Annotated in this window: 18 protein-coding genes; 17 read left to right on the top strand and 1 reads right to left on the bottom strand. The window is 70.8% G+C overall.

Features of this window, described 5'->3' with window-relative positions; translation table 11 throughout:
• Nucleotides 1-9: 9 nt before the first annotated feature.
• The 10 genes from Afe05nite_RS32945 to Afe05nite_RS32900 all read left to right on the top strand — a co-directional run bounded on the left by Afe05nite_RS32945 (nucleotide 10) and on the right by Afe05nite_RS32900 (nucleotide 12434).
• Nucleotides 10-2508, top strand: a complete 2499-nt coding sequence (locus tag Afe05nite_RS32945; protein ID WP_239118365.1) for a SpoIIE family protein phosphatase — start codon at nucleotides 10-12, stop codon at nucleotides 2506-2508.
• Nucleotides 2505-2846 (top strand): STAS domain-containing protein, encoded by a 342-nt coding sequence (locus Afe05nite_RS32940; RefSeq protein ID WP_203821163.1) that lies wholly within the window; start codon nucleotides 2505-2507, stop codon nucleotides 2844-2846. Before Afe05nite_RS32945 ends, Afe05nite_RS32940 begins: the two co-directional genes overlap by 4 nt.
• 22 nt (nucleotides 2847-2868) lie before the next feature.
• Nucleotides 2869-4812, top strand: coding sequence for a TIGR03960 family B12-binding radical SAM protein (locus tag Afe05nite_RS32935; protein ID WP_203821162.1), 1944 nt, complete (start codon nucleotides 2869-2871; stop codon nucleotides 4810-4812).
• A 32-nt stretch (nucleotides 4813-4844) separates the two neighbouring features.
• Nucleotides 4845-5582 carry a TIGR03936 family radical SAM-associated protein gene (locus Afe05nite_RS32930; RefSeq protein ID WP_203821161.1) on the top strand — a complete coding sequence of 246 codons (738 nt, stop codon included), beginning with the start codon at nucleotides 4845-4847 and terminating at the stop codon, nucleotides 5580-5582.
• 150 nt (nucleotides 5583-5732) lie between these two features.
• Nucleotides 5733-8993 carry an Rne/Rng family ribonuclease gene (locus Afe05nite_RS32925; protein WP_239118364.1) on the top strand — a complete coding sequence of 1087 codons (3261 nt, stop codon included), beginning with the start codon at nucleotides 5733-5735 and terminating at the stop codon, nucleotides 8991-8993.
• Between the two features lie 113 nt (nucleotides 8994-9106).
• Nucleotides 9107-9613: a hypothetical protein gene (locus Afe05nite_RS32920; RefSeq protein WP_203821160.1), complete on the top strand. Its 507-nt coding sequence runs from the start codon at nucleotides 9107-9109 to the stop codon at nucleotides 9611-9613.
• A 149-nt stretch (nucleotides 9614-9762) separates the two neighbouring features.
• Nucleotides 9763-10077, top strand: a complete 315-nt coding sequence (gene rplU / locus Afe05nite_RS32915) for a 50S ribosomal protein L21 (RefSeq protein ID WP_203821159.1) — start codon at nucleotides 9763-9765, stop codon at nucleotides 10075-10077.
• A gap of 14 nt (nucleotides 10078-10091) precedes the next feature.
• Nucleotides 10092-10349, top strand: a complete 258-nt coding sequence (rpmA, locus tag Afe05nite_RS32910) for a 50S ribosomal protein L27 (RefSeq protein WP_203821158.1) — start codon at nucleotides 10092-10094, stop codon at nucleotides 10347-10349.
• A 69-nt stretch (nucleotides 10350-10418) separates the two neighbouring features.
• Nucleotides 10419-11924: a GTPase ObgE gene (obgE, locus tag Afe05nite_RS32905; protein ID WP_203821157.1), complete on the top strand. Its 1506-nt coding sequence runs from the start codon at nucleotides 10419-10421 to the stop codon at nucleotides 11922-11924.
• Between the two features lie 57 nt (nucleotides 11925-11981).
• Nucleotides 11982-12434: a GNAT family N-acetyltransferase gene (locus Afe05nite_RS32900; protein WP_203821156.1), complete on the top strand. Its 453-nt coding sequence runs from the start codon at nucleotides 11982-11984 to the stop codon at nucleotides 12432-12434.
• Here Afe05nite_RS32900 and trpS read toward each other — a convergent pair.
• Entirely contained in the window at nucleotides 12423-13385 is a 963-nt protein-coding gene (gene trpS / locus Afe05nite_RS32895; RefSeq protein WP_203821155.1) for a tryptophan--tRNA ligase, read from the bottom strand. The genes Afe05nite_RS32900 and trpS overlap by 12 nt on opposite strands.
• Before the next feature lie 214 nt (nucleotides 13386-13599).
• On the opposite strand from trpS, the gene pepN reads away from it, so the two are divergent.
• The 7 genes from pepN to Afe05nite_RS32860 all read left to right on the top strand — a co-directional run bounded on the left by pepN (nucleotide 13600) and on the right by Afe05nite_RS32860 (nucleotide 20720).
• Nucleotides 13600-16062: an aminopeptidase N gene (gene pepN / locus Afe05nite_RS32890; RefSeq protein ID WP_239118363.1), complete on the top strand. Its 2463-nt coding sequence runs from the start codon at nucleotides 13600-13602 to the stop codon at nucleotides 16060-16062.
• Between the two features lie 34 nt (nucleotides 16063-16096).
• Complete coding sequence (locus Afe05nite_RS32885) at nucleotides 16097-17602, top strand: ATP-binding protein (protein WP_203821154.1); 1506 nt, start codon at nucleotides 16097-16099, stop codon at nucleotides 17600-17602.
• Between the two features lie 82 nt (nucleotides 17603-17684).
• Nucleotides 17685-18290 (top strand): nicotinate-nucleotide adenylyltransferase, encoded by a 606-nt coding sequence (gene nadD, locus Afe05nite_RS32880; RefSeq protein WP_203821153.1) that lies wholly within the window; start codon nucleotides 17685-17687, stop codon nucleotides 18288-18290.
• A 39-nt stretch (nucleotides 18291-18329) separates the two neighbouring features.
• Nucleotides 18330-18719: a ribosome silencing factor gene (gene rsfS / locus Afe05nite_RS32875; RefSeq protein ID WP_203821193.1), complete on the top strand. Its 390-nt coding sequence runs from the start codon at nucleotides 18330-18332 to the stop codon at nucleotides 18717-18719.
• The gene (locus Afe05nite_RS32870; RefSeq protein WP_203821152.1) at nucleotides 18716-19345 is read left to right on the top strand and encodes a histidine phosphatase family protein; all 630 of its coding nucleotides are present in this window, start codon (nucleotides 18716-18718) and stop codon (nucleotides 19343-19345) included. The genes rsfS and Afe05nite_RS32870 overlap by 4 nt, the downstream gene beginning before the upstream one ends.
• Before the next feature lie 49 nt (nucleotides 19346-19394).
• Nucleotides 19395-19820 carry a hypothetical protein gene (locus tag Afe05nite_RS32865; protein WP_203821151.1) on the top strand — a complete coding sequence of 142 codons (426 nt, stop codon included), beginning with the start codon at nucleotides 19395-19397 and terminating at the stop codon, nucleotides 19818-19820.
• 48 nt (nucleotides 19821-19868) lie between these two features.
• Entirely contained in the window at nucleotides 19869-20720 is an 852-nt protein-coding gene (locus Afe05nite_RS32860) for a DegV family protein (protein WP_203821150.1), read from the top strand.
• Nucleotides 20721-20725 lie beyond the last annotated feature (5 nt).

The raw sequence follows: 20725 nt of genomic DNA, 5'->3' as shown, positions 1-20725 counted from the left end.
GAGCGGACCGTGAGTGACTCTGGTGGGCCGGACGTGACGCAGGAGTTGCGGCTGCCCTGGGACGACGATCCCGACGACCTGTACGAGCACGCGCCGTGCGGGTATCTGACCACGCTCCCCGACGGGACCATCGTGAAGGTCAACCAGACCTTCCTGGCCTGGACCGGGTACACCCGGGCGGAGCTGGTCGGGCACCGCCGGTTCCGGGACCTGCTCAGTTCCGGCGGCCAGATCTTCCACGAGACCCATTACGCGCCGCTGCTGCGGATGCAGGACGAGGTGCGCGAGCTGGCCTTCGACGTGGTCTGCGCGGACCGCAGCACGCTCGCCACGCTCGTCAACTCGGTCCTGGCGCGCGGCCCGGCCAACGAGCCGCGGGCGATCCGCACCACCGTCTTCAACGCCACCGACCGGCGGAAATACGAGAAGGAGCTGCTGTACGCCCGTAAGCAGGCGGAAGCGGCGGAGCGCCGGGTCAAGGTGCTCCAGGGGATCGTGGCCGACCTGGCGGCGGCGCCGACCGAGGCCGAGGTCGCCGAGGCCGTGGTGCGTGCCCCGGAGCCCGCCTTCGATGCGGCGAGCAGCAGCATCTACCTGATCGACGAGGAACGCGACCTGATCGTCGCGGTGGCCTCGACCGACCCGACCACCGGCAACTGGGACGACATGCCGCGATCGTCGAAGCGGGCGGTGGCCCGGGTGGCCGAGCGTGGCGACCTGCACGTGGTCGGCTCGATCGGCGAGGCCCGGCAGCACTTCCCCGACCTGGTCGACAGCATGCGCAAGTCGGGCCGTAACACCGTGGTGCTGCTTCCGCTGACCACCGGCCCGACCGACGAGCAGGCCGGCACCGAGACCCTGGGCGTGCTGGCGTTCAGCTTCACCGGCGAGCGCAAGCTCTCCGACGGCGAACTGCGCGTGGTGCGGCTGCTCGGCCAGCAGGCCGGCCAGGCGCTCGACCGGGCCCGTCTCTACGACGACGCCCGCCTGCGCGAGGAACGGGCCACCTTCCTCGCCGAGACCACCCGCGAGCTGGACGAGTTGCACCGGCTGATGCCCCGGGCCCGCCGGCTGGTCGACCGGGTGGTGCCGCAGATCGCCGACTGGGCCCAGCTCCGCCTGGCCGTCGGCACGCCCGGCATCCTCGAGGACGCCGGCGCCCCGCCGCCCGCGGCCGACCTGCTCGCCGAGACCGAACAGCGGGCGACCGGGGCGTGCGTGCCGGTCTTCCCGGCGCCGGGCGACCCGCTGGGCTGTGTGGTGCTGCCGCTGACCGCCCGTGGCCGGGTGCTCGGCACGCTGTCGCTGCGGATGGTTCCCGACCGGCGCGGGGTCGAGGCGGAGCGCGCTTTCCTGATCGACCTGGCCGACCGGGCCGGGCTGGCGCTGGAGAACGCCCGGCTCTACGAGCAGGAGCGGCAGATCGCCCGGACGCTGCAGCGCAGTCTGCTGGCCGGGGAGCTGCCGCACGGCGATCCGCGGTTCGCCCTGGAGGCCCACTATCAGGCGGCCGGCCGGGACCTCGAGGTCGGCGGTGACTGGTTCGACGCGTTCCTGATCACCAAGGATCGGCTGGCCGTGGTGGTCGGCGACGTGGTCGGCCGGGGCATCGAGGCGGCCACCTCGATGGGTCAGCTGCGCAGCGCGATCCGGGCCCTGGCCGGAGAGCCGGTCGGGCCGGCCAAGCTCATCGAGGGTCTCGACCGGTTCGTCGAGCGGGTGCACAACGGCCACATGGCGACCGTGGCGTACGCCGAGATCGACCTGGTCGCCGGCGAACTCACGTACACCTGTGCCGGTCACATGCCGCCGCTGCTGCAGCCGCCGGTGGGGCCGCCGGAGTTTCTGCTGCGCGGGCGCTCCGCCCCGCTCGGTTCGAAGGCCGGCGACACCCGCCGCACCGAGCAGCGGGTGCGCCTGCCCGCCGGCAGCCGTCTGCTGCTCTTCACCGACGGGCTGATCGAGCGGCGCAACCGGCCGCTCGACAAGGGCTTCGAGGTGCTGTCCCGGGAGTTCGCCCGGCGCCGGGACGCGCCGATGCAGGGCCTGACCGGCGGGCTCGCCGACATGCTGGTGAGCCGGGACCACACCGACGACGTCTGCCTGCTCTGCGTGTCGCTGGGCACCGAGGAGCGGCTGGAGCGCAGCCTCGGCGCCGACCGGGCGCACATCGCGCTGTTACGCGCCGACCTGCGGGCCTGGCTGGTCGGGCACGGCGTCGAGCCGGACTGCCGCGACCCCGTCCTGCTGGCGTGCTCGGAGGCGGTGGCCAACGCGATCGAGCACGGTTACCGCGACAACCCGTTCGGCACGATCGACGTGGTCGCGACGGTCACCACCGACGCGGTCGAGGTGCGGGTCACCGACCACGGCGTCTGGCGGGGCGCGGTCGCCGACGTGGCCCGCGGCCGGGGGCTCCAGCTGATCCGCGAATCGATGGACCAGGTGATGTTCGACCGCAGCGACGGCACTACGGTCATCATGCGGCGAAGCCGGGAGGGCCGATGACGGATCAGTGGGTGAGCTTCTCGAAGGTCGGCGACGCCGAACTCGTCAGCCTGACCGGCGAGATCGACCTGGCCAACTCGGGGGAGATCGGCAAGGCGATCGTCGGCCGGATCAAGGAATCCGGCAAGGTGCTGATCGATCTGACCACGGTCTCGTTCCTGGACAGCGCCGGTGTCCGACTGCTCGACGCGCTGGTCGGCGACCTGCTGGGGCACGGTGCCCGGACCCGGCTGGTGGTGGGGGAGCGGGGGGCCGCGCGGATGACTTTGACCCTTTGCGCGTTTCGCGAGGATGTGCTCACCACTGATCTGGAGCGGGCGGCGGCCGACCTGAAATAGGGCCTGAGTACCCTGGACTTCCATGAGTGCACGCTCCGTCTTCCCACAGCTCGAGCAGCTGCTGCCCCGGATCAGCAAGCCGATCCAGTACGTGGGCGGCGAGCTCGGCGCCGTCGTCAAGGATTGGGACGCCACGACCGTCCGCTGGGCACTGATGTACCCGGACGCGTACGAGGTCGGTCTGCCCAACCAGGGCGTCCAGATTCTCTACGAGGTGCTCAACGAGCAGCCGGACGTGCTCGCCGAGCGTACGTACGCGGTCTGGCCCGACCTCGAGGCGCTGATGCGCGAGCACGGCGTCCCCCAGTTCACGGTCGACGCCCACCGCCCGGTGGGCGACTTCGACGTGCTCGGCATCTCGTTCTCGACCGAGCTCGGCTACACCAACATGTTCACCGCCCTCGAGCTGGCCGGCATCCCGCTGGAGAGCAAGGACCGCACGGTGGACGACCCGATCGTGCTGGCCGGCGGCCACGCCAGTTTCAACCCGGAGCCGATCGCCGACTTCATCGACGCCGCCGTGCTCGGCGACGGCGAGGAGGCCGTCCTCGAGATCACCGGCATCATCCGCGAGTGGAAGGCCGAGGGCAGTCCCGGCGGCCGCGACGAGCTGCTGCTGCGTCTCGCCCGCACGGAGAGCATCTACGTGCCGCGCTTCTACGACGTCGACTACCTGCCCGACGGCCGCATCCAGCGGGTCGTGCCCAACCGGCCGGACGTGCCGTTCCGGGTGGCCAAGCGCACGACGATGGACCTCGACGCCTGGCCGTACCCGAAGAAGCCGCTGGTCCCGCTGGCCGAGACGGTCCACGAGCGCTACGCGGTGGAGATCTTCCGCGGCTGCACCCGGGGCTGCCGCTTCTGCCAGGCCGGCATGATCACCCGCCCGGTCCGGGAGCGGTCGATCACCACGGTGGGCCAGATGGTGCGGGAGGGGCTGGAGTTCTCCGGTTTCTCCGAGGTGGGCCTGCTGTCGCTGTCGTCCGCCGACCACTCCGAGATCGGCGACATGTGCTCCGGCCTGGCCGAGCAGTACGCGGGCACCAACGTCTCGCTGTCGCTGCCGTCGACCCGGGTCGACGCGTTCAACATCGACCTGGCCCAGGAGCTGTCGAAGAACGGGCGCCGCACCGGCCTGACCTTCGCGCCCGAGGGCGGCTCGGAGCGCATCCGCAAGGTCATCAACAAGATGGTGACCGAGGAAGACCTGATCCGCACGGTCGTCACCGCTTATTCGAACGGCTGGCGGCAGGTCAAGCTCTACTTCATGTGCGGTCTGCCGACCGAGACCGACGAGGACGTGCTCCAGATCGGCCGGATGGCGCACGAGGTGATCAAGGCGGGTCGCGCGGCCGCCGGCACCAAGGACATCCGCTGCACGGTGTCGATCGGCGGGTTCGTGCCCAAGCCGCACACCCCGTTCCAGTGGGCGCCGATGGTGCGGCCCGAGGTGATCGACGCCCGGCTCAAGATGCTCAAGGACGAGATCAACAGCGACCGGTCGCTCGGCCGGGCGATCGGCTACCGCTATCACGACGGCGAGCCGTCGCTGATCGAGGGACTGCTGAGTCGCGGCGATCGGCGCGTCGGGGCAGTGATCCGGCGTGTCTGGGAAAAAGGCGGACGTTTCGACGGCTGGAGCGAGCATTTCTCGTACGCCCGGTGGGTCGAGTCGGCCACCGAGGTACTCCCCGGCTTCGGTGTCGACCTCGACTGGTACACCACCCGCGAGCGCGAGCAGGCCGAGGTGCTGCCCTGGGACCACCTCGACTCCGGCCTCGACAAGGACTGGCTCTGGCAGGACTGGCAGGACTCGCTCAGTGAGTACGAGCAGGACGACTGCCGCTGGACCCCGTGCTTCGACTGCGGTGTCTGCCCGTCGATGGACACCGAGATCCAGATCGGCCCGACCGGTAAGAAGCTGCTGCCCCTGACCCCGGTCAACAGCCCGCGGGTCCCGGTTTAGGAGACAAGGCCATTCCTCCCAAGAATCAGCCGGTGGGCGGCCAGGCCCCGGTCGTCCAGCGCATCCGCATCCGGTATGCCAAGCGTGGTCCGCTGCGCTTCACCTCACACCGGGACTTCGCGCGCGCCTTCGAACGGGCCCTGCGCCGTGCCGCCGTGCCGATCGCCTTCTCCCAGGGCTTCACCCCGCACCCCAAGATCTCGTACGCCAGTGCGGCGCCCACCGGCGTCGGCAGCGAGGCCGAATACCTGGAGATCGGTCTCCAGCGGGAGGTCGACCCGGAGCAGATGCGGGCGGCCCTGGACGCCGCCCTCTCGCCCGGTCTCGACGTGCTCGAGGCGGTGGTGGCCGGGGAGGGCAGCCTGGCCGACCGGATCGACGCCTCCCGGTGGCGGCTGGAACTGCCCGAGGTCGACCCGGCGGTGGCCGCGGCCGCCGTCAAAAGCTTCCTCGAAGCCGGGGAAGTGCAGGTGGAGCGCATGACGAAGCAGGGCCGGCGGTCCTTCGACGCCCGCTCGGCGGTGACGCATATCGCTGTGACGGAGCAGTCCGGCCCACCTTCCGGGGCGGACGGCGCACCGTGTGCGATAATCGACCTTGTCGTACGACAGGTAACGCCCGCCGTACGGCCCGATGACGTCCTTTCCGGCCTGCGTGTCGTGGCTGGCCTGGAGCCGCCGGTGCCCCCTCGGGTGATCCGGCTGGCCCAGGGCACGCTCACCGCACAGGGGGAGATCGTCGATCCGTTGGACGCGGATCGCGAGGATTGATTCATCGGAGGGTGCCAGCTGAACATCAGCCGGCTCCCGTCGGCAGACTTCGGCCGCCCGTCCGACAAACGGCCGGGACCGAAATACTTGCGGCGATCCTGCGTGGCAGCGCTCAAACGCGCCCGGGGCCGCCAGAACTGGAGAGCGCCCATGCTCGATAACGAGCCACAGGGCGGTGAGTTGGACGGAGCGGTCACGCCGCCCGCCGATGCCGCCGAGAGCACCGCAGCCACCCCTGCGCGCCGGACGAGGACCACTCGCCGTAAAGCGGCCGCCCCTGCCGCCGAGGCTGTCGAAGCCTCGGCCGACCCCTCAGCCGAGCCGTCGGCCGAGGGCGAACAGGCACCGGCCCGGCCGGTGAAGGCCACCCGGAGCCGCCGCAAGGCCGCCGCTCCGGCAGCCGCGCCGGCCGCGGCCGCCGAGCCGCCGGCCGAGGGCGAGCCGTCAGCCGACGGTGAACCAGCGGCACCGGTGAAGGCCACCCGTACCCGTCGGAAGAAGGCCGCGGCTCCCGCGCTTCCGCCGGTCGACGCCCTGATCGCCGTCGAGGAACCGGCTGTCCAACCGGTTACCGAGACGGCCCCCGCGATCGGCCGGGCCTCGGTGCCCGTCGCCGCCGACCCGGCCGCTGCTTCCCAGGCCGACCCGACTGCTGCTTCCCTGGCCGACCCGACCACGGCTCCGGCCGCCGGGCCGGTCGTCGAGGAGGAAGCCGAGGAGCCGGCTGAGGAGCCGGCTCCGATCATCGGTGTGCTGCCCCTCGACGACGACTTCGTCGAAGAGGTCAAGCCACGGCGTGGGCGCCGCGCGGCGCTGCCCCCGGCCGTACTCTTCATGCCGCCGGAGGCGACCGAGGAGCCGGCGCCGACCAACCGCCGGTCGCGGCGCACGGCCGCGGTCGCGCCCGTCGCGGCGCCGGTCGCCGAGCCGGAGATCACCGAGGCCGTTGCCGAACTGCCCGCCGAGGAGCCGGCCGAGAGCTCCCGCCGCAGCCGGCGCCGCCGCCGGGGGGCCGCCGACGAGGTCGCCGAGCCGGTCGAGGCCGTCGCCGAGGTGGCCGAGCCGGTCGTCGACGAGGCCGACGAGACCGCCGACGACGTCGAGGACGGCGTCGACGACGATTCGGACGACGAACTTGTGAACGGCCGCCGCCGCCGCCGTCGGGGCCGTCGTGGCCGCGGCCGGGGCAAGGGCCCGGCCGAGGACGGCGACGAGACCGCCGAGGACGAGGAGCCGATCGAGGCGACCGACGCCGAGGAGGCCGAGGAGGGTGAGGACGAGCCCGACGAGGGCGACGGCGTCACCCGCCGGCGGCGTCGCCGGCGTCGTAAGGGTTCGACCGGCGACGCCGAGACCGGGGGCATCGAGGACGGCGTGCACACCGTCGTGCGGGTGCGCGAGCCGCGCCGCACCGACGAGGTGCAGGGCGTCTCCGGGTCGACCCGGCTCGAGGCCAAGCGCCAGCGCCGCCGGGACGGCCGCGAGCAGCGCCGCACCCGTCCGCCGATCCTGAGCGAGTCGGAGTTCCTGGCCCGCCGGGAGGCGGTCGACCGGGTCATGGTCGTTCGGCAGAAGTCGGACCGCACCCAGATCGCGGTGCTGGAAGACGGCATCCTGGTCGAGCACTACGTGGCGCGGGCCACCTCCGGCACCATGGTCGGCAACGTCTACCTCGGCAAGGTGCAGAACGTCCTGCCGAGCATGGAGGCCGCGTTCGTCGACGTGGGCCGCGGCCGTAACGCCGTGCTCTACGCCGGTGAGGTCAACTGGGACGCCACCGGCCTGGAGGGTCGCGCCCGCTCGATCGAGCAGGCGCTCAAGTCCGGCGACTCGGTGCTGGTGCAGGTCACCAAGGACCCGATCGGGCACAAGGGCGCGCGGCTGTCCAGCCACATCGCGCTCTCCGGCCGGCACCTGGTCTACGTGCCCAACGGCAACGCGTCCGGGATCAGCCGCAAGCTGCCCGACAACGAGCGCAAGCGGCTGCGGGACGTGCTGAAGAAGCTGGTGCCGGACGGCGCCGGGGTCATCGTGCGGACGGCGGCCGAGGGCGCCAGCGAGGACGAGCTGGCCCGCGACGTCAAGCGGCTGCAGGCGCAGTGGGAGGAGATCCAGCGCCGGGCCGCCGACGGACACGCGCCGGCCGCCCTCTCCGAGGAGCCGGAACTGGTCCTGCGGGTGGTCCGGGACCTCTTCAACGAGGACTTCCGCGAGCTGGTGGTGCAGGGTGACCAGGCGTACGCCGAGGTGGAGAACTATCTCAACTCGGTGTCGCCGGATCTGGTCGAGCGCCTGCACCGGTACACCGGGGTCGCCGACGTCTTCGCCGACAAGCGCATCGACGAGCAGATCCTCAAGGGCCTCGACCGCAAGGTGTTCCTGCCCTCGGGCGGCCACCTGGTGATCGACCGTACCGAGGCGATGACCGTCGTCGACGTCAACACCGGTAAGTACACCGGCGCCGGCGGCAACCTCGAGGAGACGGTTACCCGGAACAACCTCGAGGCGGCCGAGGAGATCGTCCGGCAGCTCCGGCTGCGGGACCTCGGCGGCATCGTCGTGATCGACTTCATCGACATGGTGCTGGAGAGCAACCGCGAGCTGGTGCTGCGGCGGCTCACCGAGTGCCTGGGCCGGGACCGTACCAAGCACCAGGTCACCGAGATCACCTCGCTCGGCCTGGTGCAGATGACCCGCAAGCGGATCGGGTCGGGCCTGCTCGAGGTGTTCAGCGAGACCTGTGACCACTGCAAGGGCCGCGGCCTGCTGATCCACACCGAGCCGGTGGCGGAGAAGCGGAGCAACGGCGGCGGGGGCAACGGCTCCGGCTCCAACGGCGCCGGGACCCAGGTCAAGGCGGTGGCGGCGGCTACGCGTACGGAACAGCCGGCCGCTCCCCAGGAGCAGCCGACGTCGTCCCGTTCACGCCGGCGGCGTGGCGGAGCCATGGCGGCCTCGGTCGAGGCCGCCGCGGCCGAGGCGGAAGCAGTCGTGGTCGACGAGGTGCCGGCCGCGCTGCAGGCCCCGGTGGAGCGGGTGGCCCCGGTCGAGCGGGTGGTCCCGGTGGAGCGGGTGGCCCCGGTCGAGCGCGAGAGCCCGGCCGCGATCGCGGCCGATCTCCCGCCGGTGCACGGTTCGGGCATCGTGTCGATCGCGGCTCCCACGCCGGCCTCCGACGGTTCCGCCGCGGAGTACGACATCAGCGGCTACGACCTGTCCCGGTACGAGGCTCCGGCCGACTCCGGGCCGGCCGACTCCGGGCCGGCCGCCGAGCCGATGCGGCTGACCGGCGCGGACGACCCGGACGCGGTCGACGATGAGGACGAGGAAGACGACGACGAGCCGGTGGGTGCCGGTTCGGGCCGGCGGCGGTCGCGGCGCAGTGGCGCCCGGCGGCGTACCCGGCCATAGGTTTTCGGGCGGCTCGGCTCTATTGGTAAACAAACCTTAGAGCTGAGCCGCTCCTTCCCCGCCGAGTCGGCTACCCTCGCGGAAATCGATAAGCCTTTCCCCCGAGGAGACCGATGCGACCCCTCGCATTGCTCATAGTTGTGCCCTTCCTCGCCGTCGCCGCCGGCTGCTCCGGCAGCGACGACGCCGTCACCCCGGCCGGTGGCGCGACTCCGGTCGCCGGCGGTTCCGCGGGCGCCACCGTGGCGGTGGACCCGTCCGTGGCGGCGGCCGGCGACCAGGCGCTGTCCAGCAACACCAAGGCCATCTGCGATCAGGCCGCGCGTACCAGCACGAGCTTCGGGCAGACCTTCATCGCCGATCTCAAGATCAAAATTGACTCGGAGAGCAAGGACGCGGCGGCCAAGAGCGAGGCTCAGCAGAAGATCGACCGGGACGTGACGAACTACTCGGAGGCGCTCGCCGACATGGCGAAGCTGGCCGACGACAAGGCCCTCAAGGGCGCGCTGACCGACATGAGCAAGCAGGTCAAGGCGCTCAAGGGCGACGTCACGAAGCTCAATGCGGACAAGATGTCGGACCTTACGACCACCCTCGACAAGGCGTGCGGTAAGGGCTGACCGTCCCCGGTTTGGGGCAAGCGCGCTACATGAAGTACGCTTGCCGACGGCGCTTTTCATGCGTCGTGCCCCGGTGCATCATCCGGCCGGGATAGCACCATCCGCCAGCAGCGGTTTTCGCTGCGCAAGTCTCAGGGAGTCCGCGTCCGATGTACGCGATCGTCAAGACCGGCGGCAAGCAGTACAAGGTTGCCGAGGGCGACGTGATCGAGGTCGAGAAGCTCGCGGGCGTGCCCGGCGATGCGCTCACGCTCGCCGCAGTCCTCCTCGTCGACGGTGACAACCTGGTGACCGACGCGGCCAAGCTTGCCAACGTTACGGTGTCCGGCGAGATCGCCGAGCACACCAAGGGTCCGAAGATCCGGATCCACAAGTTCAAGAACAAGACCGGCTACCACAAGCGCCAGGGTCACCGCCAGCCGCTGACCCTCGTCAAGGTAACCGGCATCAAGAGCGGGAAGTAAGGGGCGGATCACTCATGGCTCATAAAAAGGGTGCGTCCAGCTCGCGCAACGGCCGTGACTCCGCCGCTCAGCGGCTCGGTGTCAAGCGGTTCGGTGGCCAGCTGGTCAACGCCGGCGAGATCCTGATCCGCCAGCGCGGCACGAAGTTCCACCCGGGCGAGCTCGTCGGCCGTGGTGGCGACGACACGCTGTTCGCGCTGGCCGCGGGCAATGTTCTGTTCGGCAAGCTGCGCGGTCGCAAGACCGTCAGCATCGTGCCGGTCTCGGAGTAGCTTTTCCTCAGCGGGCCACGGACCTCCGGGTCCGCGGCCCGCTGTTGCGTTTACAGGAGTTGAGCAAGAGTGACCACGTTCGTCGACCGGGTAGTGCTTCACCTGCAGGCGGGTGACGGCGGACACGGCTGCGTCTCGGTGCGCCGGGAGAAATTCAAGCCGCTCGGCGGCCCCGACGGAGGCAACGGCGGGCACGGCGGCAGCATCACGCTGGTCGTCGACCCGCAGCAGCACACCCTGCTCGACTTCCACTTCCACCCGCACATCAAGGGTGGCAACGGCGGCGGCGGCGCGGGTGCCAACCGCGACGGGGCCAACGGCAAGGACCTCGTGCTCCAGGTGCCCGACGGCACCGTCGTGCACGGCGAGAACGGCGAGGTGCTGGCCGACCTGATCGGCGCCGGCGCCAGCTTCGAGGTGGCGCGGGGTGGCCGGGGTGGCCGGGGCAACGCCTCGCTGGCGAACACCCGGCGCAAGGTGCCCGGTTTCGCCGAGCTGGGCGAGCCCGGTGACCAGCTCGACGTGGTGCTCGAGCTGAAGAGCGTGGCCGACATCGGCCTGGTCGGCTTCCCGTCGGCCGGCAAGTCGTCGCTCATCTCGGTGATGTCCGCGGCCAAGCCCAAGATCGCTGATTACCCGTTCACCACGCTCGTGCCCAACCTGGGTGTGGTGCAGGCCGGCGACCAGACGTTCACCGTCGCCGACGTGCCCGGTCTCATCCCCGGCGCGGCCACCGGCAAGGGCCTCGGCATGCAGTTCCTGCGGCACATCGAGCGCACCTCGGTGCTGGTGCACGTGCTCGACGCGGCGACGCCGGAGATCGAGCGTGACCCGCTCGCCGACCTCGACGCGATCGAGGCCGAGCTGGCCGCGTACGGCGGTCTCGAGGATCGCCCCCGGCTGGTCGTGCTCAACAAGATCGACATTCCGGACGGCCGGGACCTGGCCGAGATGGTTCGCCCCGACCTGGAAGCTCGCGGTCACCAGGTGTTCGAGGTCAGCGCGGTCACCCGCGAGGGACTCAAGGAACTGATGTTCGCGCTGGCCGCCACCGTGGCGGAGCACCGGCTGGCCAAGCCGCCGGTCGAGCCGACCCGGGAGATCGTCCGTCCCAAGGCGGTCGACGAGAGCGGCTTCACCGTCGAGCAGGACGACGAGGGTGTCTTCGTGGTGCGCGGCCCCAAGGTGGAGCGGTGGATCAAGCAGACGAACTTCGACAACGAAGAGGCTGTGGGTTACCTGGCCGACCGGCTCGAGCGCCTCGGCGTCGAGGCCGAACTCGGCAAGCGGGGCGCCAAAGCCGGCGACCCGGTGCGCATCGGGGTGATGGAGTTCGACTGGCAGCCCAACGCCGGCGAGTTCGTGGCCGGGCCGCGGGGCACCGACGCCCGGCTCGAGGAGGACAGCCACCGGGCGAGCGCCTCCCAGCGCCTGGCCGCCCGTAAGGCCCGCCGGGTCCGCTCCGACGAGGAGCTGCTGCACATGGCGCCGGACGGCACCGTGACCAGCCTCGCGAACGCGCAGCGGCCGGTTCTGGTCACCGACTCCGACGATGAGGACGACACCGGCGAATAGGACGTCGTCCAGCTTGTCGCAACCACCCGGCAATGGTGCTCGCTTAGCGTTACCGCCGTGCTGATCGAATCGCGACCCGCCCTGGATCCGGAACTCGCCGCCCTGGTCACAGCCGAGCAGCGAGAGATCCGGGAGTTCGACGGGGGCACGAGGACCACGGTGTTCGTGCCTGGCGATGACGCTGCGTACATGGTGGTGGTGGTTGACGGAAGGGCTGTGGCCTGCGCTGCCTGGCAGGCCATGGGACCGGGCGCGGCCGAGCTGAAGCGGATGTACGTGCGGCCGGCCTTCCGCGGCCGGGGAATCGCCCGCCAGCTGATCGTCGCGGTCGAGGAGGAGGCCCTCGCCGCGGACCGGCCGGTCATCCGGCTGGCGACCGGCAACTACCGGCCCGCGGCGATCGCCCTCTACCAGTCGTCGGGCTACCACCAGATCCCGGCGTACGGGCCGTACGTCGGCAATCCCGTCAGCGTGTGCTTCGAGAAGCGGCTCGCGGCCTTAGTCCAGTAGCCCGATCGCCGCGCGCGTACGCCGTACGGTCGCCAGCGCCGCAGGCCGCACCCGGGCCTTGCCCTCGGCCAAGGTCTGGTGCACGAAGCCGGGGTCGTCGGCGAGCTCGGTGAAGCGGGCCTGGATGGGCGCGAGCAGCGCCACCACCGCGTCGGTGACCTCGCGTTTCAGCGCGCCGTAAGAGGTGAGCCCGGTCGGCTTCTCATCGGTGCACGCGGCCAGGATCTCCAGCAGGTTGGTGACGCCCGGCTGCTTCTCCGGATCATGACGCACCACGCCGATCGTGTCGGTGACCGCGCGGGAGATCGTCTTGCGGATCCGGTCGGGCGGATCGAGCAGCCCGATGCGCCCGGCCGGGGAGGGGGCGCTCTTACTCATCTTGCGGGTCGGGTCGGACAGATCCATGACCCGCGCGGCCGACTCCGGACGGATGCCCGCCGGCACGGTGAACGTCTCCCCGTAGCGGGCATTGAAACGTAGCGCGATCGTGCGGGCCAGCTCCAGATGCTGACCCTGATCGTTGCCGACCGGCACGTGCTCGGCGCCGTGCACCAGGATGTCGGCGGCCATCAGCACCGGATAGGTGAGCAGGCTGAGCCGCACCGCGCCGCTCGCCGACTTCTCCTTGAACTGGATCATGCGGGCGGCCTCCCCGAAGCCGGTCACGCACTCCAGCAGGTAGTGCAGTTCGGTGTGCTCGGGGATCTGCGAGTTGGCGATCAGCGCGGTGCGGCGCGGGTCTACCCCGGCGGCCAGCAGCAGCGTCGCCACCTCCAGGGTGTTCGCCCGCACCGCCGCCGGATCATGCTCCACGGTGAGCGCGTGCAGGTCGGCGATCATGGCGATCGAGTCGGCGGTCGCCTGCGCCTCGACCAGCGGTCGCATGGCGCCGAGCAGGTTGCCGAGGTGCAGGTTGCCGGTCGACTGGAAGCCGGTGAGTTGCTTGATCATGGCTGGTTCCTTTCGGTACGGGGGTGGCGCCCCGCCGGAAACCGGCCGTGACATGCGAAAACGGCCGCCCGGAGGGGCGGCCGCGATGAGGTGGTGCGCGTCTGGGTGGGCCGCCCGTCAGGGCAGCCACCAGCAGAGGTTCGTGACGCGCATGACCGCATGCTATCGCGGGGCGGTCATGTGGCGAACCCGCCAAACCGGCATGATGGTCGTCATGCCGCTGACCCGTGCCGAGGCCACCGCCCGCGCCGCCACCGTCGAAGTCCGCTCCTACGAGGTTCATCTCGACGTCACCGCCTCGGGGGACACCTTCGAGTCACGGACGGTCGTGCGGTTCGGCGCGCGGGTGGGGGCGTCCACGTTCCTTGAGTTCGAGCCGTCCTCGGTCGGTTCCATCACGCTCAACGGGGCCTCGGTGGACCCGTCGGCGGCCGACGGCCGGCGACTTGCGCTGGCCGGGCTGGCCGAGGACAACGAGCTGGTCGTGGCGGCCACGATGCGCTATTCCAACGACGGCGAGGGGCTGCACAAGTACACCGACCCGGGCGACGGGAACGTCTACCTCTACCAGCACCTGTTCATCAACAACGGCGGGCGGGTGCTGCCCTGCTTCGACCAGCCCGACCTCAAGGCGTCCTGGCAGGTCTCGGTCACCGCGCCGGCCGACTGGAAGGTCGCCACCAACGGTGCGTTGGTCTCCCAGGCCGGCGGCGAGTGGCGGTTCGCGCCCACCAAGCCGATCTCGACCTATCTCGCCACCGTGTTCGCCGGGCCGTTCCACGCGCTCACCGACGAACACGACGGCATCCCGCTGGCTCTCTACGCTCGGGCGTCGCTCGCCGAGCAGCTGGACCAGCAGGCCGGGGAGCTCTTCACGATCACCAAGCAGTGCCTGGACCGGTTCCACGAGATGTTCGACATCCGGTACCCGTTCGGGCACTACCAGCAGGCGTTCGCCCCCGAGTTCAACTTCGGGGCGATGGAATACCCGGGCTTGGTGATCTTCCGGGACGAGATGCTCTACCGCGGGGCGGTCACCGACAGTCAGCGGGAGTCCCGCGCCAACGTGATCGCGCACGAGATGGCGCACATGTGGTTCGGCGACCTCGTCACCATGGCCTGGTGGGACGACCTGTGGCTGAACGAGTCGTTCGCGGAGTACCTCGGCACCCGGGTCGCGGCCGAGGCGACCAGCTTCAAGGGCACCTGGACCACGTTCGCGATGCAGCGCAAGGCCTGGGGCCTGCGGGCCGACCAGCATCCCTCGACCCATCCGGTCGCCCCGTCCGAGGTCGGCGACACCGACCAGGCGCTGCTCAACTTCGACGGCATCTCGTACGCCAAGGGCGCTGCCACCCTCAAACAGCTCGTCGCGTTCGTCGGCGACGAGGCGTTCCTGGCCGGGCTCAACGACCACTTCGCCGCCCACTCCTACGCCAACGCCACGCTCGCCGACCTGTTGCGGGCGCTGACCAAGGCGAGCGGGCGCGACCTGGCCGCATGGGCCGAGGTCTGGCTGCGTCAGCCCCAGGTCAACACCCTGCGGCTGACCCGGTCGCCGGCCTCGGTGCAGCAGAGCGCGCCGGCCTCGTTCCCCACCCTGCGCCCCCACAAGATCGGCATCGGGCTGTTCGACCGGGCGCCGGACGGCACGATGGTGCGGCGTACGTCGCTGCTCGTCGACGTCGACGCGGCCGAGACCACCCCGGTCGACGCCGACCTCTCGGCCGACCTGGTGCTGCTCAACGACGGTGACCTGACGTACGCGAAGATCCGCCTCGACGAGACCTCGGCCGCCGCCGTGCCGACCGTCCTGCCGCTGATCTCCGACTCGCTCGCCCGCGCCGTCCTGTGGGCCAGCACCCTCGACGCCGTGGTCGACGGCGAACGGGCGGTCGCCGAGCTGGTCACGCTCGTGCTGACGGCCCTGCCGGTGGAGTCCGAGGTCGTGATCATCGAGGACGTGCTGCGGGCCACCCGCAGCCTGGTCGACCGCTACTCGACCCCGGAGACCCGGCCGGCCGCGCTCGAGCTCGTCGCGCAGGCCGCCGACCGGCTCATCGCCGTCTCCGAGCCGGGCGGTTCCCGCCGGCTGGCCGCCGCCCGCGGCTTCATCGGGGCCACCACCGACGTCGCCCGCCTGCGCGGCTGGCTGGCCGGCGAGGGGGTGCCCGACGGGCTGGCGGTCGACGCCGACCTGCGCTGGCTGATCCTCTACCGGCTGGTCGTGCTGGGCGCCGCCGGGACCGCCGAGATCGACGAGGAGTACGCCCGCGACCGCAGTGCCACCGGCGAACAGTGGGCCGCCCGGTCCCGGGCCGCGGTGCCGACCGCCGACGCCAAGGCCGCGGCCTGGCAGCGGATCGTCACGGAGGTCAAACTGTCGAACCGGTTGGTCGAGATGACCGCGTCGGGCTTCTGGCACCTCGAGCAGATCGAGCTGACGGCGCCGTACGTGGCTCGCTACTTCGCCGAGATGCCGGACATGATGCGGATCCGGTCGGGGATGAGTGCGGAGAAGACGGCCGGTTACGCGTACCCGGAGCTCGCGGTCTCCGCCGAGACCCGGCGCCTCGCCGCTGAGCTGCTGGGACGCGAAGATCTTGACCCGATTCTGCGGCGGGTCGTGCAGGACGCGGACGACGACATGCGGCGGGCCCTCGACGCTCGCTTTTAGGGTTTTCCCGCTTTCCGGGAATTATCCTTCGTGCGTGGAGTGGTCCGAGGAACTCGCCGGGGGTCTGTTGCGGGCCGCTCCGGACGCGATCCTGGTCCTGGACGGGGAGACCATGGTCCTGGTCAACGACCGGGCGGTCGAGTTGTTCGGCCGGCCCCGGGACGAGTTGCTCGGCAAGTCGATCGAAACGCTCGTCACCCCGGACGCGCGGCTGATGGTCGAGTCGCGCCGCCGCCGGATCGAATCAGGTGTGCCCGGATCGCTCGGCGCGGCCATCACCACCATCCGGCGGTCCGACGGTGGCGAGGTCCCGGTGGAGTCGTCGGTCGCGATCGTCGACACGCCGCAGGGCCGGCTCGCCGTCGCGGTGGTGCGGGATCTCAGCGAGCGCGCACGGGCCGAGCAGGACAAGGCGCGGCTGCGGGCCGAGGCGCAGGTGCACCGCCACCAGCGCCTCGAAAGCCTGGGCCAGCTGGCCGGCGGGATCGCGCACGACTTCAACAACATGCTCGGCGTGGTCGTCAACTACGCCAATTTCGTGATCGAGGAGGCCGCCGAGCCGACGCCCGACCTGTCGGCCATCTCGGCCGACGCGGCGCAGATCGTGCGGGCCGGCAAGCGGGGTACGGACCTCACCCACCAGCTTCTGTCGTTCGCCCGGCGGGAGGTGGTGCGGCCGCGGGTGCTGTCGCTCAACGCCACCATCGCCGACATCTCCGAGATGCTGCACCGGTCCATCGGCTCGCACATCGAGCTGCTCCTGCGGCCGGCCGCGGACCTGCCGCCGGTTCTGTGTGATCCCGGCCAGATCGAGCAACTGCTGGTCAACCTGGTGTTGAACGCCCGGGACGCGATGCCCGGCGGAGGTGAGCTGGTGATCGACACCGCGCGGCTCGGTGCTCGGGTGCGGCTTCGGGTGAGCGACTCGGGTGCCGGGATGGAACCCGACGTTCTCGAGCGCGCCTTCGAGCCGTTCTTCACGACCAAAGGCAGCGGTTCGGGTACGGGATTGGGCCTCGCCACCGTCTACGGGATCGTCACGCAGGCCGGGGGAGAGGTGAGCATCGCCTCCACTCCCGGGGCCGGCACGACCGTCACGGTGCTGCTCCCGGCCGCCCTCGACACCGTCCCGCCAGCCGACTTGTCAGACATCGCCGTACCCGCGCCCGGTCGTGGCGAGACGTTGCTCGTGGTCGAGGACGAAGCGGCGCTGCGCGAAGTGGCCGGGCGGGTGCTGTCCGGGGCGGGCTACCACGTACTCGTCGCCTCCTGTGGTTCGGAAGCCCTTGACCTTGCCCGGCGCCATGACGGGACGATCGACCTGCTGGTCAGCGACGTGGTGATGCCCGGGATGCTGGGCAAGGAGGTAGCCGAGCGGCTCCTCGTCGTGCGGCCCGCCACCCGGGTGCTCTACATGTCGGGGTACGCCCAGCCCGTCCTCCACTCGCAAGGCACCCTCGACCCGGGCGTGGCGCTGCTGGAGAAGCCGTTCACCGCCGCCGACCTGCTCGCGGCCGTCCGCCGCCGCCTCGACGGCTGATCTCCGCCCGCCCGCCGCCGCCCCGACGGCTGACCTCCGCCCGGCCGCCGCCCGGGATCGGCGCGGGGCCTATATTTCATTGATGCGCCGGATCGGGATCATGGGTGGGACATTCGACCCGATCCATCACGGACACCTGGTGGCGGCCAGCGAGGTGCAGGCCCGGTTCGACCTCGACGAGGTCGTCTTCGTGCCGACCGGCCAGCCCTACGAGAAGGGCCGTGTCTCGCCGGCCGAGGACCGCTACCTGATGACGGTGATCGCCACCGCGTCCAACCCGCGGTTCCACGTCAGCCGGGCCGACATCGACCGGGACGGCCCCACCTACACCGTCGACACCCTGCGTGACATGCGTGCCGTCTACGGCCCCTCGTCGTCGACCGACCTCTTCTTCATCACCGGTGCCGACGCGCTCAACCGCATCCTCGGGTGGAAGGACGCCCTCGAGATGTTCCGGATGGCCCACTTCGTGGGCGTCACCAGGCCGGGGTTCGAGCTCACCGACGATCATCTGCCGGCCCATTCGGTCACGCTCGTCGAGGTGCCGGCCATGGCGATCTCGTCCTCGGCCTGCCGCACCCGGGTCGCCGACGGCCAACCGGTGTGGTACCTCGTGCCCGATGGTGTCGTGCAGTACATCAACAAGCGAGGCCTCTATCGGGGCTCGGGAAATGACACACCCGTGTGAGACGCTTATATCTCCAGGACACCAACCGAGGGGATGCTCTTGCCCGTCACCGAACGCGCTCTTGAACTGGCCATGGCGGCCGCCCAGGCCGCCGCCGACAAGAAGGCGCAAGACATCGTCGTCATCGACGTCGCTGAACAGCTCTACATCACCGACGCCTTCGTGATCGCCTCGGCGTCGAACGAGCGGCAGGTGATCGCCATCGTCGACGCGGTCGAGGAAGCCCTTGTCAACCTGCCGGAAAAGGCGAAACCCGTGCGCCGCGAGGGCGAGCGTCAGGGTCGCTGGGTTCTTCTCGATTACGTTGACATCGTCGTGCACATCCAGCACGCCGAGGAGCGCGAGTTCTACAGTCTCGACCGGCTGTGGAAGGACTGCCCGACGATCCCGTTCGTCGACCGTGACATGGTCGACGCCGAAGCATCGTGAGCAGGCTCATCGTCTGGCGCCACGGCAACACCGACTGGAATGCGAACCATCGCGTCCAGGGGCAGACCGACGTGGCGCTCAACGCGCTCGGCCGTCAGCAGGCCGTCGACGCGGCCGAGCTGCTGATCAAGATGAAGCCCGACGCCATCGTGTCGAGCGACCTGCACCGGGCCGCCGACACGGCGGCGACGCTGGCCGCCCTCGCCGGGCTGTCGATCACCCATGACAAGCGGCTCCGCGAGCGTTACTTCGGCAACTGGCAGGGCCTCACCATGACCGAGGTGGCCGAGCTCTACCCCGATCAGCACTACCGGTGGACCCACGGCCAGGAGGTCGGCGGCGACGTCGAGTCGCTCGCCGACCTGGGCTCGCGCGTCTCCGAGGCACTGCACGCGGCGGCCGCGCTGGCCTCACCCGGCGGCACGGTTGTGGTCGCCACCCACGGTGCGGCCGCCCGGCAGGGCATCGGGCATCTCCTCGGCTGGCCGCTGGAACAGCTGCGCACCCTGCGGGCCTTGCAGAACTGTCACTGGGTCGAGCTGACCCATGACCGGGAGCGGGGATGGCAGGTCGCGGCGTACAACGTCGGCCCGTTCACCGACCGCCCCGTGCCCCCACCGGTCTGAGGTTTCCCGCCACCCGGAACCGCGCATGATCCGGTAGCGTCCAACCATCATGCTGACCCGTCGATCGGCCGCCGTGCTGGGCCTCATCGTGTGCCTCGCCGGCTGCGCCAACCAGACCTCCCCGTCCGCCTCCGCCGCGGCTTCCGCTTCCGCCGCCGGTCCGGCCTCCTCCTCGGGTCCGGCCTTCCCCTCGGGTCCGGCCTCCTCGGGTCCGGCCGCCGCCTCCTCGGCGCCGGGCACCACCGGCCCGGAGACCGTCAGCGGCACTGTCGAAGCCGGCGTCGAACCCGGTTGCCTGCTCGTCCAGGACAGCAAAGGCACCCACCTGCTGCTCTTCGGCGACGCGGCGATGCGCACCGACACGGCCGCCGCCGTCGGCAAGAAAGTCACCCTCACCGGCCGGTCCGAGCCGACCATGAAGTCGACCTGCCAGCAGGGCGTCCCGTTCATCGTCACCTCGGTCACGCCGGCCTGATCCGGCTCCCATGCGGCCGGGCGGACGCTTATCGGTTAACGTGCCCGCATGCCCGTCGCGGTCGTCACCGACTCCACCGCGTACCTGCCCGCCGAACTGAGCGGCTCGTATGACCTGACCGTCGTGCCCTTGACCGTGGTGATCAACGGTGCCGAGGGCCTGGAGGGCCTGGAGATCCAGCCCGCCGAGGTGGCCCGCGCGCTGACCGCCCGCCGCTCCGCCGTCAGCACGTCCCGGCCCGCTCCGACCCAGTTCGCCGAAACCTACCGCCGCCTCCTCGACGAGGGCGTCGACGGCATCGTCTCGGTGCACCTGTCGGCGAAGCTGTCCGGCACCTTCGAGGCGGCCTGCCTGGCCGCGGCGTCGTTCGGCGCCGACAAGATCCACGTGGTCGACAGCAAAACCATCGGCATGGGTCTGGGCTTCGCGGCACTGGCGGCGGCCAAGGCCGCAAGGGACGGCAAAGACCTCCTTGCCGTACGGGCGGAAGCCGCCGACCACGCCGCCCGCGTGAGCATCCTCTTCTACGTGGACACGTTGGAGTTCCTCCGCCGGGGCGGCCGCATCGGGGCGGCGTCGGCCCTGCTGGGAACCGCCCTGTCGGTGAAGCCGATCCTGCACGTGGTCGACGGCGCCCTCGTGGTCCGGGACAAGGTCCGCACCGCCGGCCGGGCCCTGGCCAAACTGGTCGACCTGACTGTGGAGGCGTCCGGCGAGGGCGCCGTCGACATCGCCGTCCACCACCTGGAAGCCCCCGAGCGGGCAAACGCCCTGGCCGACGCCGTAGCCATGCGCCTGCCCGACCGCCTACGCGACTGCTACGTAACCGAGATAGGCGCCGTAGTGGCCGCCCACGTCGGCCCCGGCGTAGCCGGCGTCGTCGTCCACCGTCGCCCCTGAGCCAC

Origin of the sequence: Paractinoplanes ferrugineus (genome assembly GCF_016862195.1) — a bacterium.
GTDB lineage: Bacteria > Actinomycetota > Actinomycetes > Mycobacteriales > Micromonosporaceae > Actinoplanes > Actinoplanes ferrugineus.
The sequence above is the reverse complement of the archived record's forward strand: the minus strand, read 5'-3'. Positions and strand labels throughout refer to the sequence as shown.